The sequence below is a fragment of the Bacillus sp. B15-48 genome (genome assembly GCF_016879755.1).
Lineage (GTDB): Bacteria > Bacillota > Bacilli > Bacillales > Cytobacillaceae > Mesobacillus_B.
Genome location: NZ_WOFU01000001.1, coordinates 1,146,347 through 1,162,952, shown reverse-complemented (window position 1 = coordinate 1,162,952; position 16,606 = coordinate 1,146,347). Strand labels below are relative to the sequence as shown.

Genomic DNA, 16,606 nt, shown 5'->3' with positions numbered 1-16,606 from the left:
ATATGACTTTGCATTTTAGTGTTCTCGCTAGTGGGAGTACGGGAAATGCGATCTATGTGGAGACGGAGGAACAAAGCTTTTTAGTTGATGCAGGATTAAGCGGCAAGCAAATGGATGCTTTATGTCAGCAAATCGGACGAGAGCTAAAAAACCTCACGGGGATATTAGTAACGCATGAACATAGTGACCATATAAAGGGGATTGGAATCGTAGCTCGTAAATATAAATTGCCAATTTATGCGAATGAAAAAACATGGAAAGCGATGGACGGACTGATTGGTGAAGTGCCATTAGAACAAAAGTTCACGTTTGATATGGAGACGGTTAAAACCTTTGGCTCGCTTGATATAGAATCCTTCGGTGTCTCCCATGACGCAGCAGAACCGATGTTTTATATTTTCCACCACGAAGGAAAGAAGTTAGTGTTGATAACAGATACAGGATATGTGAGTGACCGGATGAAAGGAATGATTGCAAATGCGGATGCGTATGTGTTTGAAAGCAATCATGATGTCCAAATGCTTCGCATGGGGAGATACCCGTGGAATGTGAAAAGACGGATTCTTGGTGATTACGGCCACGTATCGAATGAAGATGCAGCGATTGCGATGAGTGAAGTCGTTGGTGACAACACAAAGCGAATTTATTTAGCGCATTTAAGTGCTGATAATAACATGAAGGATTTAGCAAGAATGTCTGTGATGCAAACACTTGAAGGGCGTGGAATTAAAGTAGGTGAGCAATTTAAGCTATATGATACCGACCCGAAAATGCCAACTGCATTAACAGCTCTTTAAAAGGATGAATCGTTTAAAAAAGCTTCACAACAACCGCAAGTCCCTGCATAGGCAAGGAGTTTGCGGTTGTTTGCGGTTAATAATATTAAATAATTAATTTTTTGTTTCCATAGTTGTATAATGATTTTATATATTATCTTTCATTCATTGATTTGAAAGGACTGGTTACTAATGGGATATTACGACGAAGACAATCAATCACGCTATCAACGGCAAAAAGGATCGAAAGGCGGCTTTCTTCTAGCGAGCCTTGCTGGAGCACTTATCGGTGGTTTGCTCGTTGTCTTTACTATTCCGACACTTTCTAACATGGGGGCATTGCCATATAATGTCGTACCGAAAAATTACGTAGAATCAATTAATGAGACAGAACAACCGCAAGGATCTGGAGAGACAAGAAATGTTTCTGTGAATGTACAAACAGGAATCACCGAAGCGGTTGCGGAAACCGTCGATGCAGTTGTTGGGATTACGAATATTCAAAAGGGCAATTCTTGGTTCAATATGGAGCAAACCAAAGAAGCAGGAGTTGGCTCAGGAGTCATTTATAAAGTAGATGGAGATAAAGCATATGTTGTTTCAAATTATCACGTAGTTCAAGGTGCTACAGAGCTTGAAGTGACATTTAGTGATGGTTCAAAAACACCAGCTAAGCTTGTTGGTGGTGACCCGTGGACGGATTTAGCCGTTGTAGAGGTTTCTTCTGAAAATGTAAAAAAGGTTGCTGAATTCGGTAATTCAGATGATTTAGTGATTGGTGAGCCAGCGATTGCAATCGGAAACCCCCTTGGCTTGACGTTTTCGGGATCAGTTACGCAAGGGATTATTTCTGGCCTCGAACGTTCCATCCCTGTTGACATTAACCAGGATGGTTCGCCAGATTGGCAGGCAGAGGTTTTACAAACAGATGCAGCGATTAACCCTGGGAATAGTGGTGGAGCACTCATTAATATTGAGGGCAAGGTAATTGGCATTAATTCGATGAAAATTGCTCAATCGGCGGTTGAAGGGATTGGACTTGCGATTCCGATTAATTATGCCATCCCAATTATTAATGATTTAGAACGCTATGGCGAGGTTAGGAGACCATACTTAGGAGTAAGTTTAAGCTCTGTTACAGAAATTCCGGTACGTTTTCAACAATCAACGTTACAATTACCAGAGAACATCAACCGTGGGGTGGCGATACTAGAAGTCGTTACGAATTCACCTGCAGATGAGGCCGGATTAAAAATATACGATGTTATTGTCGAGTTAGATGGCGAACAAATAAAGGATGCTGTCGATCTCCGCAAACATTTATATAATGAAAAAGAACCTGGGAATGAGATGCATGTAAAGTTCTACCGTGACGGTGAGTTGGAAGAGACGACGGTCACGCTCATCGCCGAGGAATTGGATTTTCGCGGATAATCTTTTTAAGAGGACAGAAAGTGAAAGCTTTCTGTCCTTTTTGTGCAAAATAACAGTGGTGATTGTATGCTAAAATGGTTTGTGGATAAGACGAAACTTCCATCAGAGGGGGGGGATTCTCCATCCTCCACTGATGGTTAGTCACGCGATAAATAAGGGAAGTGTGTTTTAAAATATAGTACGGACAAGAGAGGTGAGGAGAATATGGTTTATTGCTGCGGGGAACATGTAGACCAGGCACTAGATGAAATGGTGAGAAAACACGAGACAGCACCTAGTTTTGAAAAGATTGACTCTGTGGATAACGACCCGAATAGCTGTGTATATTGTGGAAAACTTGCTGTATATATGGTGGGGAACGAATGATCCCATACAAAATGTGGATTGTAATGTGAATATGTGGATAACTCCTGTGGATAACTTGTTTGTAAACTGTTTGTAAAGTGGGGATGACGTGTGAATATATCGATTGTGACGGTTGGAAAATTAAAAGAAAAATATTTAAAACAAGGAATTGAAGAATATGTTAAGCGCATGAGCGGCTACGCAAAAATTGAAATGATTGAGGTAGCTGATGAAAAAGCACCTGAAGATTTAAGTGAAGTCGAAATGGAGCAGGTAAAACAAAAAGAGGGAGAGCGGATTCTTGCAAAACTAAATCAAGATATACACGTCATTGCTCTAGTAATTAACGGCAAGCAAAAAACATCCGAACAATTGGCAAATACACTTGATCAACTGGCGACCTACGGAAAAAGCAAGGTCGCCTTTGTGATTGGCGGTTCACTCGGCCTAAGTAATGAGGTCATTAAGCGAGCCGACGAACAATTAAGCTTTTCAAAAATGACCTTCCCGCATCAGCTCATGAGATTGATCCTCGTCGAGCAAATCTACCGGGCGTTTCGGATTAATCGGGGGGAACCGTACCATAAATAGATGAGGTTTTTCCTACGGTGTGCAGATTATTCTCAGTGATAACGAAACATATACGAAATAATTATAACTATCGTGATTGTAAGAGGCTTCCCACTGTTTCAAGGAAGCTTACTTGAATGCCTATTTAAAAGGACATTCAAAAGATCCAATAGGAATCGTTCCTGTCACCGCCCGAAGTTTGTCGAACGGATCTTATTGATAAATGCGAAGTTCTGTGTAGAATAAAGTCTCTGCAGAGCTTCTGTTTTGTAAGATGGACAAATAGAAGAGGTAGTTGAAGTTAATTAACAATTGGATTAAACAAAATACCCTTGTTTTATTGCTAGGAATATAACGATTATTAGAGCTTGATTAACATCTAATACACGTATTAAACAGGAAGTCTAAACCACCCACCGTAATTAACGACCTTAATTTAAATTATTTAATAAGTTAAAACTTTGAATTTTTTTTGAAAGTAAGTTAAGCTATAATTGTATTGTGAAACACTGAACAAACAATATCGTCTGAAAGGGGAAATTTGAATGAAAGTATTGTTAATCGGTGCAGGTACTATGGGTAGAGGCGGAATCCAAGCGCTTCGAAATTTTCCGGGAATTGAGTCAGTTACAGTTGCAGATTTAAATAAAGAGGCTGCGGATAAGTTTGCTGCGACACTTAATTTTCCAGAAGTTAAAACGGTACAACTAGATGTTACTGATTCTGAAAGTGTAACTGCTTTAGCTCGTGAAGTGGATGTCGTATTTAATGCGGTTGGTCCATTTGTGAAGTTTGGGGTTCCGATTTTGAAAGCGGTTATCGAAGCGGGTACGGATTATGTGGACGTTTGTGACGATGGTGATGCGACGGATGACTTACTTGAATTACACGAAAAGGCAGAAGCTGCAGGCGTGACGGCTTTAATTGGTTGTGGACAAACTCCTGGAATTTCAAACATGCAAGCAAAGTATGTTGCTGGAATGATGGATGATATAGACAGCATTAAAATTGCATGGCATGTAGGATCTCCTCAATCAGATTTAGTAGCAGAAGAATCCTATGACTTCGTAGATGCTCAAGATTTCAAAGAGAGTAGTCCTGCAGGTTGGAATCACTTAGTTCATTCAATGACTGGGGATATTGTTGTTTGGAAAGATGGTAAATTTGATAAGATGCCAGCATGGGATTCAGGGGAATATATTGATTTTCCAGAACCGTATGGCCGAGTTCCAGTATTTTATGTAGGACATTCTGAACCACACACACTTCCTCGCTACATAAAAATTAATGAATTTTGTGCTTGTCTAGGGGGTAATCGCTTCCATAAAGAGCTAAGAGAAGAAGCGCGTGGATATCAGGAACCAAAACATCCACCTGTTGATCCAGGAACACCAATTTGGGAAGCTCCTGAAAAGTGGAAAGATAAAGGAGTATGGCAAGGTCAAGCGGCAATCGTAGAAGGTACTGTTGATGGCAAGAAAGTTCGCTACACTAACCGTTACATGTGCTCGGTTTATGATAAGGGGATTTACACATTTGCTGGACAAGCTATTGGTATCTACCTCATTGGTACGATGAAAAATAAAAAGAGTGGGGTATTTGGACCAGAAGGAATTCTTGAAACAGAAGATTTCTTTAAAGAATTAGTTCGCATTACGAACGAATCGAACGGATGGGACTTTACTTTAGAGGAATTACTTCCAATTGAAAAAGAAATCCTTGGATAATAGTAGAGTGAAAGCAAATCGTTTGTGATTGATATAATCCAGTTTTAAAATACAAAAACCTTAAACAAAAGTTCAAAAGTGCAGCTAAGAATATGAAATTCATATTCTTAGCTGTTTTTGTGTATGAAGGCCTCACAAAATAATCTCATTCAGTAAGTTAAATGCCATAATACTTTCGTTAAATCTTTAAAATCAATTATTGAGTTACAATGCATCGGAATTATGAACAGCGATATTATGAAAATCAAATATATTTTTCGATGTTTTTGCTAAGGATGCATCAAGGAATCGAGCTTCTTGTAGGAGCTTAAATGCTTTTCGACTTGATTTTGGTACATCAAGTTCTTGATTGCTTACAAATATCATTGGTTTGATTTAAAGCATTTTTTAATACTAGTTCAAACTTATTCAATTGCTTAGGTCTCATTCTCTAGGCACTGAACAAGTAAATCTGTTGCTTTAATCATACTACCCCCTCTACAAACTGTATTTACCCTATTATCCCCTTAATCTAATTAAAAAACCGCACCTATTTGCGGTGCGGTGAACCGTACCATAAGTAAGCACATAGTTATTATTTTTTGAAGCGTATAGGTGCTGGTTCCCGCATCTGGGAAAATGAGGGTCCACTTTTATTGGTTGGGGGATCAGGTTAAGCACCCAATCTGAAAAATAGACGGAAAAAATCCGCTTAATTAGTAAATTGCATTGAAAATAGGCACTAATAGACGGAGAGATTCCGCCTATTGACTCAAAAAGCATGAAAATGAGGGGTTTTGCCTTGGATAAGCGGAAAACCTCCCCTTATATCCCCCGAAACGAGCTTCATTCTGATTTTAACCGGAAAATCTCCGCTTATATTACTATCGCTAGTTACTCATTTGAGCATAAGACTTCTAATTTCAAAGGAAGTGAGCTGAGAACCACTGCTTTGATTTTGTTATTCGAAAACTCCAAGAGAACCTCATTTTGAACCGTATCATAAGTAAATGAGGTTTAGCCCAATGCCTCTCTTTAAGGTTGGGGAGGCTAAACCATAATAATTTTTTTAACAAAAAGAGAAATGATAAGAATGGTATTGTCGAGGGATAAAGAAAGCGGATTGACAAATGTAAGATTTCTATTAAACTAAAAATAGTTCTCAAATATTCCTTTTATCTTAGCTACTCCGCAAGTCTTATTTGTCGTTTGCAATTCTCCAATTGAAGTCACATTAAACCTCTTTTTCCACTCACATTAATACTATTAATTTTAAAAATCTGTCAGAAATTCAAATGAATAAATAATGGGGGTGATTCATTCGCGGCATCGATTTTATATGCATACTAAATGCCCATGTTGTGGATGTTCTGCATTTGAAGATAAAGATGATATTACAAAACTTATGAGAAGTACATCTTTTGGATATATTGGCTGTAAAATCATGACCATTAGATAGGAGTAGGATGCTATGGGATTTGAAGAGGAATACCAGGCCTTTATGAATACTCACTCGCAGGCAAGAACCGGTGAACGGTTGCGTCGCTTACAAGAAGGTCACAAACATGCTGAAATATTGTTTTTGAAGCAAGTATGGTGGCCCTTATTTCACCATTTTCGGTATCTGCATCCAGAATATGAAGTCGATGATTTCAAGGATGGCAAAAGGTATTTGGATTTTGCTTATATTCGTCCCGCCATCCGAATTTGCCTTGAGATCGACGGGTACGGCCCTCACTTAAAGAACATAAGCAGATGGGAATTTTCCAACAGTCTGGAACGTCAAAACCAGTTGGTGATTGACGGATGGACCGTGATCCGCTTTTCATATGACCAAGTTAAAGACCAGCCCCGTCGATGCCAACAGATTGTTCAGCAAGTGATTGGCCGATGGCTGGGTGATGAATTGGACCAGACATCACTGTCCTTTCACGAAAAGGAAGTACTTCGGCTGGCGATTCAAAAGGGAGAAGCCATAACCCCTATCGAAATCGAGAAGTATTTGAAGTTAAGTGACAAGACGGTAAAAAAGGTAGTTTCTCAACTAGTCGATAAAAAGATGCTGATTCCCGCATCTGGGGTCGCGAGGGTCCGCTCTTATCGGTTGGGCGATCATGTTAAGCACCCGACTTTATAAATAGACGGAAAAAATCCGCTTAATTAGTAAATTGCAATGAAAATAGGCACTAATAGACGGAGAGATTCCGCCTATTGGCTCGAAAAACATGAAAATGAGGGATTTTGCCTTGCATAAGCGGAAAACCTCCCCTTATATCCCCCGAAAAACGAGCTTCATTCTGGATTTAACCGGAAAACCTCCGCTTATTTTAGTCCCATTTGTTACTTAAACTTCGTAGTTTGAAGATATTTTAGAAGTGAGGAATTGATAGTGAAAAAATTTAAGAAGTTTTACTTAGAGATTACAAGTGTATGTAATCTTGCGTGCAGCTTTTGTCCACCGACAGAACGACAGAAGCAATTCATTTCTGTGGAGGACTTTTCTAAGAGATTAGATCAAATTAAACCGCACACAGACTACATTTATCTACATGTAAAAGGGGAACCACTGCTTCATCCTAAAATAGACGAATTGTTAAACTTAAGTCATGAAAAAGGGTTTAAAGTTAATATCACAACCAATGGAACATTAATTAATAAAAAGAGGGAAAAATTATTAAATAAGCCTGCGCTAAGACAAATGAATTTCTCACTCCATAGTTTCGATGGCCATATCGGTTCTAAAGATAAAGAAGGGTATGTGAAAAGTATCCTTTCTTTTATTAAAGAAGCAACAAGCCAATCAGAAATGATCGTTTCCCTGAGATTGTGGAATCTTACACAAGATAATACGACGAATATTGAAAGAAAACGAAACAGGGAATTACTAGAAATGATTGAGAAAGAATTTGATTTAAACTACAAAATTGAAGAGAAGGTCGTACCAGGGAGCGGCGCGAAAATTGCGGAGCGCATCTTCATCAATCAAGATTACGAGTTTCAGTGGCCTGCGTTACATGAAGAAGAGGATGATGGAAAAGGCTTCTGCTATGGCCTGCGAAATCAAGCGGGTATTTTAGCAAACGGAACGGTTATTCCTTGTTGTCTAGATGGTGAGGGAGTGATTAATCTTGGAAATATTAATGAACATTCATTTTCCGATATTATCGAGATGGATCGAGCAAAAAGCCTTGTAGACGGTTTTTCACGAAGAGTGGCAGTCGAGGAACTATGTAGAAAATGTGGTTATCGCAAAAGATTTGGGAAATAGAGAAGCAAATGCTATGGTTTTGTTGGTCAGATAGAGTTATTCCAATACATTACCTACCTCATTTAGATACTATGCGGGGAACCTTATCATAAGTAATAGCAAAGCGGAGTTTGAACCAATTTTATAGTAAAGTCGTATTCTGTAAGTAATAGCCCCTTCATTACTTAATTTCGATAAAGCCAATTATTTCTCTAATATCTTCTTGCTGATCAATATAACTAACTCACTTAAAGTGGCTTGATTTATGTTTGTTATCGCCTTTTTATTGGCTAGTTCATAAAAAATAAGCTAGGCTAAATTTGGTATTATATGAATGGACGTGTAGGAAAAAATGAAAACAACAATTACTTATAAAAGCAATAATCACTTTGAAATTAAAGCAGATTTCTATCAGACAAATAGAAAAAATGCCCCTGTTATTGTCTATATTCATGGGGGTGGACTACTTTGGGGAACACGGGGAGAAATTGACGAGAATATGATAAAGCTTTATACGGATAATGGTTTTGCATTATTCTCCATCGACTATCGCCTAGCTCCTGAAACAAAAGTAGTAGATATTCTTGAAGATATTAAAGATGCATTACAGTGGATTGAATTAGAAGGACCAAAGCAGTTTGGGATAGATGCTGAAAGAATAGCTGTTATTGGTAGTTCTGCAGGTGGTTATCTTGCTTTAAATACTGGAACCTTTGAAAAAAGGCCACGGGCTATTGTTTCTTTTTATGGATATGGGGATATTAGCGCTAGCTGGGCAACAACGCCAAATAAATATTATTGTGAAAAAGCTCGTGTATCAAAGCAAATTGCTAATAGTCTAATTACGAATAAAATTATTACTGAGGCAACGGTTCATGAACGCTTTCTTCTTTATCTGTATGCTAGACAAACAGGGGAATGGATTCAAGAAGTAACAGGTATGAATCCATCAACCGACGAGGAGAAATTAAGAAGTGTAAGTCCAATATATAATATATCCGAACAATATCCTCCAACATTATTGTTGCATGGTACAAGTGATGTTGATGTTCCTTATGAACAATCTACTTTCATGTGTGAAGCTTTAAAAGAAGAGGGTATTGAGGCGAAGCTAATTACGATTCCAAATGGAGAGCATGTGTTTGAAAAAGACTTTTATCATCCAAACGTTCAAGGTGCATTAATGCAGGTCATTGATTTTTTAAAAACACATTTAGCATAGGAGCATAGGCTCTCCTACATAAAATAAGAACACCTATCACTGATTTTTTGTATAGGTGTTTTTGCTTTTTGTTTAGATTACTAAGCTAATATGGAATCACCATCATATCCCAATAAAAAATAAAAAGTCCATTTTCCAAGAGTAAATAAGGAAATTCGACTTTTATTTAAGTTGAAGAGCCTTGACAAGTAAAAGCCCGATTAGTTGAACTTTATCCCATAACTAAATATTATTCATTGAATATAATAATCTCATGAAGAAATGTTTGAAAGGGTGATAAAATGTCTGAAGAATTTTTGAAAACCTTAACCGTTATATCTGGGATTGCTTTTTTAATAGGTGCTGGAATATTTACTTTTGTAGCCATTCAGGATTTAAAAAGAACACAGGCACCCAACATTGTGATACCGTGAGTGAAAACTTTGAGACCTTTTTCCTTCTTACAAAAAAATTAATGCATTCCATTGAATTTATATAAAGTTTATATTTGAACTTTATACTCATAAGGGGTGTGAAAAGGAGGAAAAGATGAATTTATTAAAATTATTAACAGATAAAGTAGCTACAAAAAAAGGTGCTTGGATTACAGTTGTACTTTGGCTTGTTTTACTGATCGGAATAAGTGCTGGACCAAGATTAGGAGATTATAAAGTAACAAATTTTCAGTCCTTACCTGACGATGCTCAATCCATTATTACTCAAAATAAATTAGATGAATATTTCCCAGTTGATCAAGGTACACCTGGGATTTATGTTTTCCATAATCCGGATGGAGAATTGGTCATCGAAGACGTAATTACGATCATTGCTGGAATTAAAGAGGCTAATATTGAAGGAATAGAAACGATTCTAGATATAACCGTATTACCTCCTCAAGCCTTACCTGCGTTTTCATCAGCAGATAAAACGACGATGATTGTTCCGATGAATCTTAAAGCTGGTTTAGGCAATGCAGACTATGCGGAGATTAATGATGAAACAAATGAGGTAGGGACAAAAATTGCATCACAATTAAATACAGACTTTTATATTACTGGCCCAGCAGGGATTGCCGGCGATACGGTAAAGTTATTTGAATCTGCAGACTTAAAGCTATTATTTGCGACAGTCGCGATTATTTTAGTTTTATTAATTGGAATTTATCGTTCCCCATTATTAGCAATTATCCCATTATTCGCAACAGTAGTGGTCTATCAAGTAGTCAATCAATCAGTGGCTATACTTGGTGCGGGTGGACTTGAAATTAATAATCAAACAACTTCAATTATGGGTATTTTATTGTTTGCAGCCGTTATTGATTATTCATTATTTGTCTTCTCTCGTTATCGTGAAGAGTTAAATTATTACGAGGATAAATACGAAGCAATGAAAGTAGCGATGCGTGCCACAGCAACACCGGTATTATTTGCAGGTGGTACGGTATTTGCTGCGATGATTATTTTATATTTTGCAGATTTCCGGGATTACCAAAACTTTGCACCAGTATTTGGTGTTGCAATGGTTATCATTATGATTGCTTCTGTAACCCTAATCCCAGCGTTATTTGCGTTATTTGGCCGGAAAGCATTCTGGCCGAAAGTACCTAAATATGGTGAAACAAAAGAAGTTAAACATGGTGTTTGGGGACCGATTGCAAAATTTGTTGTCCGAAAACCAGCTTTAGTTGGTGGTACGGTATTAGTGTTTTTATTAGTAACTGCAGCAAATGTATTCAATTTAAATTATGAATTTAACATGGTAAAAGGTTTTCCTGAGGATTTACCATCCCGTGTAGGATTTGAAATTGTCGAGGAGAAGTTTAATAAAGGAGATTTAGCTCAAACAACGGTACTTGTTACTGGTGAAGAGGTAACTCAAGAACAATTACAAGAAATTGCAACATATTTTTCAGATAATGAACAAATTGGTTCTGCCAGGCCATCAGGATTAACAGAGGATGGCGAATACGGGAAAATAACTGTATCATTAATGGATAATCCATATAGTATAGAGGCAATTAAATTTTTAGAAGATTTCCGTGCCGATTATGCAACCTACCGCTTAGCAAATGGTAAAGAAGTTGAGTTATCTTTCGCTGGTACAACGGCAAAATTAGTCGATGAACAACAAGTCAATAATCGAGATATTATTAAAATTGTGATTCTCGAAACATTACTCATTCTTGTGTTGTTATTTGTTCTTACACGTTCAATTAAAATGCCAGTCTATATGATGGCAACGATTTTACTCTCCTATGTATCGGCTCTAGGATTAGGGATTTTCTTAGTAGATGTGTTATTTGGTTATGATGCGATTTCAACTCGGGCCCCAGTTTATGCCTTTATTTTCTTAGTTGCATTAGGAATTGACTATAATATTATCCTTGTGAGTCGTTTCTTAGAAGAGCGTAAATATTTAAAAGTTAAAGATGCTTTAGAGGTCGCTATCCGTAATACAGGTGGGGTAATCTCGTCAGCAGGGATTATCCTTGCAGCAACGTTTGCAGCATTAATGACCATGCCGATTGCAGATTTATTTGTTTTTGGATTTATCGTTGCCATCGGAATTATCATTGATACATTTTTAGTTCGAGGAATGTTATTACCTTCACTGATTTTATTCTTTGAAAAAGGAAAAACTAGGTCGATAAAGGGGGAAAGATAATTGCATCTATTGGTCGTAGATGATGATGAGGCGATTTTGCAATTAGTTTCCATCCATTTAGAGCAGGCTGGATATCATGTGAAAAAAGCAAGCAATGCCGAGGCAGCGCTTGCTTTTTTGCAAAAACAGCCATTTGATTTAATCATCATTGATGTCATGATGCCTGGGATGGATGGTTTTCAATTGGCGAACATTGTCATTAAACAGTATGAAATGCCTGTTATTATGTTGACGGCAAAAGGACAAATTGAAGATAAGCAAAAAGGCTTTGAGCAAGGCATTGATGATTATATCGTCAAGCCATTTGAAACGAAGGAGTTACTTTTCCGTGTAAATGCGATTTTACGACGCTATCGAAAATCTATACAAGCCCAAAGTATCGTTGGAAACGTTAAAATGAATACGAATACTTGGGAATTATTGATCGCGAATAAGCAATACATTTGGCCAATGCGGGAATTAGAAATTCTTGCTTATCTTTTGCAACGGGCAAATCGCCATGTAAGCCGCTGGGATTTAATCGATGAAATTTGGGGGGACACTTTAGAACAACCAGAATTCACATTAAATACCCATATTAACCGTATACGTGAACGATTAAAAAGAGCTGAAGCGAACATTGAAATCGTGACAATACGGGGTTTTGGCTACCAACTTGAGGTAAAATAATGAAATTATTACAACGTTTTATTTTATATACATTTATTATTATTTGTATAAGTATTTTCATTGGTTTTATTTGTTCTAATTTATTTTACATTGCTTTTGTTAAAGAACAAATGAACAATCGTTATTTAGCGATTGCTGAACAATTAGCGGAACAAATGGAAGAGCACGAAATAACTCTACAAGCGTCTTCAGACTTTATGCGAACAATGAGCGATTTAGGTTATCAAATCGTATTAGTTAAAGAAGACGGACAAATGATTACGTTTGGGGAGCCTTTCAAAACGAATGAGTTAAATGAGCAAATGCATGCATTATTTGAAGGGGAAAAAGTTTATCACGGTGTCAAATCCTTTAAGAAGTCTTATTTAATGATGAGTCATTTTGCGAATGATATCGAAAATACGGTTGGGACGAAACTAGAACTTGAAGGGGAGGAATGGGCGTTATTTTTACGTTCAAATAATACAAGCTTCTTTACAGAGTTTCATTTAGTTATTTTCGGATTTATATTTGCAGTCTTTGTTAGCAGCATCATCGGAATCTTATTAATGTCGCGAAAGTTAACGCAATCACTATCAGAATTGACGAGTGCAACGCAAGAAATTGCCAATCATAATTATGACTATCCTTTAATGATTAATCGGAAAGATGAAATCGGACAGCTCGCTGATAGTTTCCGGATGATGCAACAGAGGTTAGCGAATACAGATAAAGCGAGAAAAAAATTTATTAATAATGTCTCCCATGATTTTCAATCACCACTATTAAATATTAAAGGGTATTCAGAGTTACTAGATCGGGAGCTCTCATCAAGTGAAGGAAAAAAATATAACAATATTATTCAAACCGAAGCAAAACGTCTATCAAATTTAACAAAACAATTGCTAATCCTTACCTCCATTGATCAAGGAACATATCCAATTAATAAGCAATTAGTAAGGATCGATGAACAGCTTCATCAAGTTGTCTATTCTATGCTTTGGCGTATCGAAGAGAAAGGACTTGAAATTAAGATTGATTTGCAGCCTGTAACTGTTTATGCTGACCGCTCGTTATTGATGAATGTATGGGAAAATCTAATTGGCAACGCGATTAAATACAATAAAGAGTATGGAGAAATAAGTATCGAATGTTTTGAAGAGAAATCCGAAGTGATCGTGAAGATTAAAGATACAGGGATTGGAATCGAGGAACAAGCATTGGATAAAATATTTGAACGATTTTATCGCGTAGATAAGGCCCGAAATAGAGAAGGAATGGGATTAGGATTAGCGATTGTTCAAGAAGTACTGTCTTATCATCATGCTTCTATTCAATTTGAAAGTAATGTAAATGAAGGAACAACCTTTACGATTATTTTTCCAAAAAGTTAGTGTTTACACGCACAATGAACATATTTACGTACAACAACCAGATACTATAACGCAATAAAAGAAGCACCTCTCCATTATTGAAAGGTGCTTTTTCGTATGAACTTTACCATTCCTTTGGTTCATAGTTTAGTTCTTTAAATAATTGTGTGCGTTCTTTTTTTGATAAATCTCTCCATTGTCCAGGAGGGAGGTTTCCTAAATGGATATTCATAATCCGAATTCTTTGCAGTCTATAAACATTGTAGCCTAACGCTTCGCACATGCGTCGAATTTGTCGATTTAACCCCTGTGTTAAAATAATTTGGAAATCAAATTTCGATAACGGCTTTACTTCACAAGGAAGTGTTTTTGTACCTAATATTTTTACACCTTCAGACATATTCTTTACAAATTCAGGAGTGATCGGTTTGTCTACTGAAACGATATATTCCTTTTCATGCCTATTTTCAGAACGTAAAATCTCATTAACGATATCCCCATCGTTTGTTAGGAGGATTAAGCCTTCTGAATCTTTATCTAGCCGTCCTATATTAAAAACTCTTAATGGATGATTCACTAAATCAACAATATTCCCCTTAACATTCTTTTCTGTCGTACTTGTAATCCCTACAGGTTTATTTAAAGCAATATAGACATTATTTCGAGCGACCCGAACCGGTGCCCCATTTACTAGGACATCATCGCCTGGCTCGACTTGGTCACCTATTTTTGCACGTTTTCCATTGATTGTGACTCTTCCTTCAGTAATTAATTTATCCGCACCTCGCCTCGATGCTTTTCCAGCTTCACTAATATATTTATTAATGCGCATGTTAATCACGACCTTAAGTATGATAATTATTTATTCGCGTATCAAATATACCTTATTTTAAAGAGCGAATCAAAAATCTCATTTAAATAAACTGTATCATAAATAGTGGTAAAACAGAGGGTGGAAATGGTTATTAATAAGGCATGGCTTGAAAAGTTAAGATGATTTACTAATGTTTTAGACAGGGTAACCTGTCTTTTTTTTTATTAAGGATTTTGTGGTTATTTAATAATTTATCTGCAAATGATAAACAGGTACATATAAAAAACGACAAAGCTACTTAACCTGAAAATGGAGGTTCAATTATGGAAACAACAAGTTATAAAGGCACAAATAAATTGATTATTGGGATTGTATTCGGGGTTATCACGTTTTGGCTTTTTGCTCAGTCAATGGTCAATATTGTTCCGGCTGTTCAAGGAAATTTAGGAATTCCACTCCAGACAATAAATATTGCAATCAGTTTAACTGCTTTATTCTCAGGGATGTTTATCGTTGCTGCTGGTGGGTTAGCAGATAAAATTGGTCGAAAAAAAATGACCTATATCGGGCTAATCTTAAGTATTATCGGTTCCCTCTGCATTGTACTATCACAAGGCCCTGTTTTACTAATCATCGGTCGGGTCATTCAAGGACTTTCAGCAGCATGTATTATGCCTGCAACAATTGCGTTAATGAAGGCTTATTTTGAAGGTGCAGAACGTCAACGGGCTCTTAGTTACTGGTCGATTGGATCTTGGGGGGGTCAGGGGTTGCCTCTTTCGCAGGTGGTGCAATCGCAACGTATATGGGATGGAAATGGATATTCATCTTTGCGATTATATTCTCTCTACTCAGTATGTGGCTAATTAAAGATACTCCAGAAAGTAAAGTTAAATCAACAGGTACTTTTAAATTCGACTACACTGGGTTAGTCATTTTTATCATTACAATGCTTGCTCTAAACGTATTTATTACGTTTGGTGAAGATTTAGGATGGACAAGCGTGATTACAATCGGTCTTGCAGTCGTTACGATCATTGGAGCCATTGTTTTCATCAGAGTAGAGAAAAGTAAAGAGGTCGTCCTAATTGATTTTTCTTTATTTAAAAATAAACCATATTCTGGTGCAACGATTTCTAATTTCTTATTAAACGCGGTTGCTGGTACTCTTGTTGTCGCAAATACTTATGTGCAAGTAGGTAGAGGCTTTAGTGAATTTCAAGCAGGTATGTTGTCGTTAGGTTATTTAGTAGCAGTGTTAGCAATGATTCGTGTCGGAGAGAAAATTTTACAGAAAATAGGCGCAAAAACACCGATGGTTTGGGGAGCTACCATCACAACAGTAGGTGTAGGCATAATGGGCTTAACATTTTTGCCTGACTTAGCTTATACAGTGGCCGTTTTTATTGGTTTTTCTTTATTCGGACTTGGACTTGGAATTTATGCGACTCCGTCAACAGATACATCTGTATCCAATGCACCTTCACACAAAGTTGGCGAAGCTGCCGGGATTTACAAAATGGCCAGTTCCCTTGGTGGTGCGTTCGGTGTTGCGATTTCAGCAACTGTTTTTACTTCAATTGGAGAGGTTGTTAGTCTTGAAACCGCAGCTACGGCAGGGATTATCGTAAACGTAATATTCGGTGTGCTATCTATTCTCTCCATTGTGTTTATGGTTCCTAGAGATGCAGGGAAAACGGCACCCGAAGAATCTCCAAAACAAAAAGAAAACCCGACACCTAAGGAACCAGAACCAATTCATTAAAGGATTAGAAGGAATAAAAAAAATGGCTAAACATGTTTTAAATTATTCAATCGTTAGGGGATA

General features: G+C 37.2%; 14 protein-coding genes and 1 pseudogene. 13 read left to right on the top strand and 2 right to left on the bottom strand.

Annotated features, from left to right (window positions below; genetic code table 11):
* Nucleotides 1–2: 2 nt before the first annotated feature.
* The 5 genes from GNT69_RS05285 to GNT69_RS05265 all read left to right on the top strand — a co-directional run bounded on the left by GNT69_RS05285 (nucleotide 3) and on the right by GNT69_RS05265 (nucleotide 4,852).
* Complete coding sequence (locus GNT69_RS05285; RefSeq protein ID WP_203553879.1) at nucleotides 3–797, top strand: MBL fold metallo-hydrolase; 795 nt, start codon at nucleotides 3–5, stop codon at nucleotides 795–797.
* 171 nt (nucleotides 798–968) lie between these two features.
* On the top strand, nucleotides 969–2,210 hold the full coding sequence (locus GNT69_RS05280; RefSeq protein WP_203553878.1) for a S1C family serine protease: 1,242 nt from the start codon (nucleotides 969–971) through the stop codon (nucleotides 2,208–2,210).
* A 204-nt stretch (nucleotides 2,211–2,414) separates the two neighbouring features.
* Nucleotides 2,415–2,576 (top strand): CxxH/CxxC protein, encoded by a 162-nt coding sequence (locus GNT69_RS05275; protein WP_203553877.1) that lies wholly within the window; start codon nucleotides 2,415–2,417, stop codon nucleotides 2,574–2,576.
* A gap of 90 nt (nucleotides 2,577–2,666) precedes the next feature.
* Entirely contained in the window at nucleotides 2,667–3,146 is a 480-nt protein-coding gene (gene rlmH / locus GNT69_RS05270) for a 23S rRNA (pseudouridine(1915)-N(3))-methyltransferase RlmH (protein WP_203553876.1), read from the top strand.
* Nucleotides 3,147–3,670: 524 nt separating this feature from the next.
* A complete protein-coding gene (locus GNT69_RS05265) occupies nucleotides 3,671–4,852 on the top strand; it encodes a saccharopine dehydrogenase family protein (RefSeq protein ID WP_203553875.1) in 1,182 nt (393 codons plus the stop codon).
* 204 nt (nucleotides 4,853–5,056) lie between these two features.
* Here GNT69_RS05265 and GNT69_RS26150 read toward each other — a convergent pair whose 3' ends face one another.
* A complete protein-coding gene (locus GNT69_RS26150; RefSeq protein ID WP_481747597.1) occupies nucleotides 5,057–5,218 on the bottom strand; it encodes a hypothetical protein in 162 nt (53 codons plus the stop codon).
* A 1,084-nt stretch (nucleotides 5,219–6,302) separates the two neighbouring features.
* On the opposite strand from GNT69_RS26150, the gene GNT69_RS05260 reads away from it, so the two are divergent.
* From GNT69_RS05260 to GNT69_RS05235, 7 genes are all read left to right on the top strand, one after another.
* Nucleotides 6,303–6,968 (top strand): DNA-binding response regulator, encoded by a 666-nt coding sequence (locus tag GNT69_RS05260; RefSeq protein ID WP_203553874.1) that lies wholly within the window; start codon nucleotides 6,303–6,305, stop codon nucleotides 6,966–6,968.
* A gap of 252 nt (nucleotides 6,969–7,220) precedes the next feature.
* Nucleotides 7,221–8,099: a radical SAM protein gene (locus GNT69_RS05255; protein WP_203553873.1), complete on the top strand. Its 879-nt coding sequence runs from the start codon at nucleotides 7,221–7,223 to the stop codon at nucleotides 8,097–8,099.
* Between the two features lie 331 nt (nucleotides 8,100–8,430).
* Nucleotides 8,431–9,300 carry an alpha/beta hydrolase gene (locus GNT69_RS05250; RefSeq protein ID WP_203553872.1) on the top strand — a complete coding sequence of 290 codons (870 nt, stop codon included), beginning with the start codon at nucleotides 8,431–8,433 and terminating at the stop codon, nucleotides 9,298–9,300.
* Between the two features lie 281 nt (nucleotides 9,301–9,581).
* Entirely contained in the window at nucleotides 9,582–9,713 is a 132-nt protein-coding gene (locus GNT69_RS25840; RefSeq protein ID WP_275411166.1) for a hypothetical protein, read from the top strand.
* Nucleotides 9,714–9,828: 115 nt separating this feature from the next.
* The gene (locus GNT69_RS05245; RefSeq protein ID WP_203553871.1) at nucleotides 9,829–11,943 is read left to right on the top strand and encodes an MMPL family transporter; all 2,115 of its coding nucleotides are present in this window, start codon (nucleotides 9,829–9,831) and stop codon (nucleotides 11,941–11,943) included.
* The gene (locus GNT69_RS05240) at nucleotides 11,944–12,612 is read left to right on the top strand and encodes a response regulator transcription factor (RefSeq protein ID WP_203553870.1); all 669 of its coding nucleotides are present in this window, start codon (nucleotides 11,944–11,946) and stop codon (nucleotides 12,610–12,612) included.
* Nucleotides 12,612–13,985, top strand: a complete 1,374-nt coding sequence (locus tag GNT69_RS05235) for a sensor histidine kinase (protein WP_203553869.1) — start codon at nucleotides 12,612–12,614, stop codon at nucleotides 13,983–13,985. The genes GNT69_RS05240 and GNT69_RS05235 overlap by 1 nt, the downstream gene beginning before the upstream one ends.
* 103 nt (nucleotides 13,986–14,088) lie before the next feature.
* Here the strand turns inward: GNT69_RS05235 and rluF are convergent, their stop codons facing one another.
* Nucleotides 14,089–14,796, bottom strand: a complete 708-nt coding sequence (rluF, locus tag GNT69_RS05230; RefSeq protein ID WP_203553868.1) for a 23S rRNA pseudouridine(2604) synthase RluF — start codon at nucleotides 14,794–14,796, stop codon at nucleotides 14,089–14,091.
* Between the two features lie 305 nt (nucleotides 14,797–15,101).
* Here rluF and GNT69_RS05225 point away from each other — a divergent pair.
* Nucleotides 15,102–16,543: pseudogene (locus GNT69_RS05225) on the top strand (MFS transporter).
* Nucleotides 16,544–16,606 lie beyond the last annotated feature (63 nt).

Bases quoted from the DNA above. Each gene is read 5' to 3' on its own strand.
- GNT69_RS05275 (WP_203553877.1), top strand. From the start codon at position 2,415: ATGGTTTATTGCTGCGGGGAACATGTAGACCAGGCACTAGATGAAATG.
- rluF (WP_203553868.1), bottom strand. From the start codon at position 14,796: ATGCGCATTAATAAATATATTAGTGAAGCTGGAAAAGCATCGAGGCGA.
- GNT69_RS05235 (WP_203553869.1), top strand. From the start codon at position 12,612: ATGAAATTATTACAACGTTTTATTTTATATACATTTATTATTATTTGT.
- GNT69_RS26150 (WP_481747597.1), bottom strand. From the start codon at position 5,218: ATGATATTTGTAAGCAATCAAGAACTTGATGTACCAAAATCAAGTCGA.
- GNT69_RS05260 (WP_203553874.1), top strand. From the start codon at position 6,303: ATGGGATTTGAAGAGGAATACCAGGCCTTTATGAATACTCACTCGCAG.
- GNT69_RS05250 (WP_203553872.1), top strand. From the start codon at position 8,431: ATGAAAACAACAATTACTTATAAAAGCAATAATCACTTTGAAATTAAA.
- GNT69_RS25840 (WP_275411166.1), top strand. From the start codon at position 9,582: ATGTCTGAAGAATTTTTGAAAACCTTAACCGTTATATCTGGGATTGCT.
- GNT69_RS05285 (WP_203553879.1), top strand. From the start codon at position 3: ATGACTTTGCATTTTAGTGTTCTCGCTAGTGGGAGTACGGGAAATGCG.
- GNT69_RS05245 (WP_203553871.1), top strand. From the start codon at position 9,829: ATGAATTTATTAAAATTATTAACAGATAAAGTAGCTACAAAAAAAGGT.
- GNT69_RS05280 (WP_203553878.1), top strand. From the start codon at position 969: ATGGGATATTACGACGAAGACAATCAATCACGCTATCAACGGCAAAAA.
- GNT69_RS05265 (WP_203553875.1), top strand. From the start codon at position 3,671: ATGAAAGTATTGTTAATCGGTGCAGGTACTATGGGTAGAGGCGGAATC.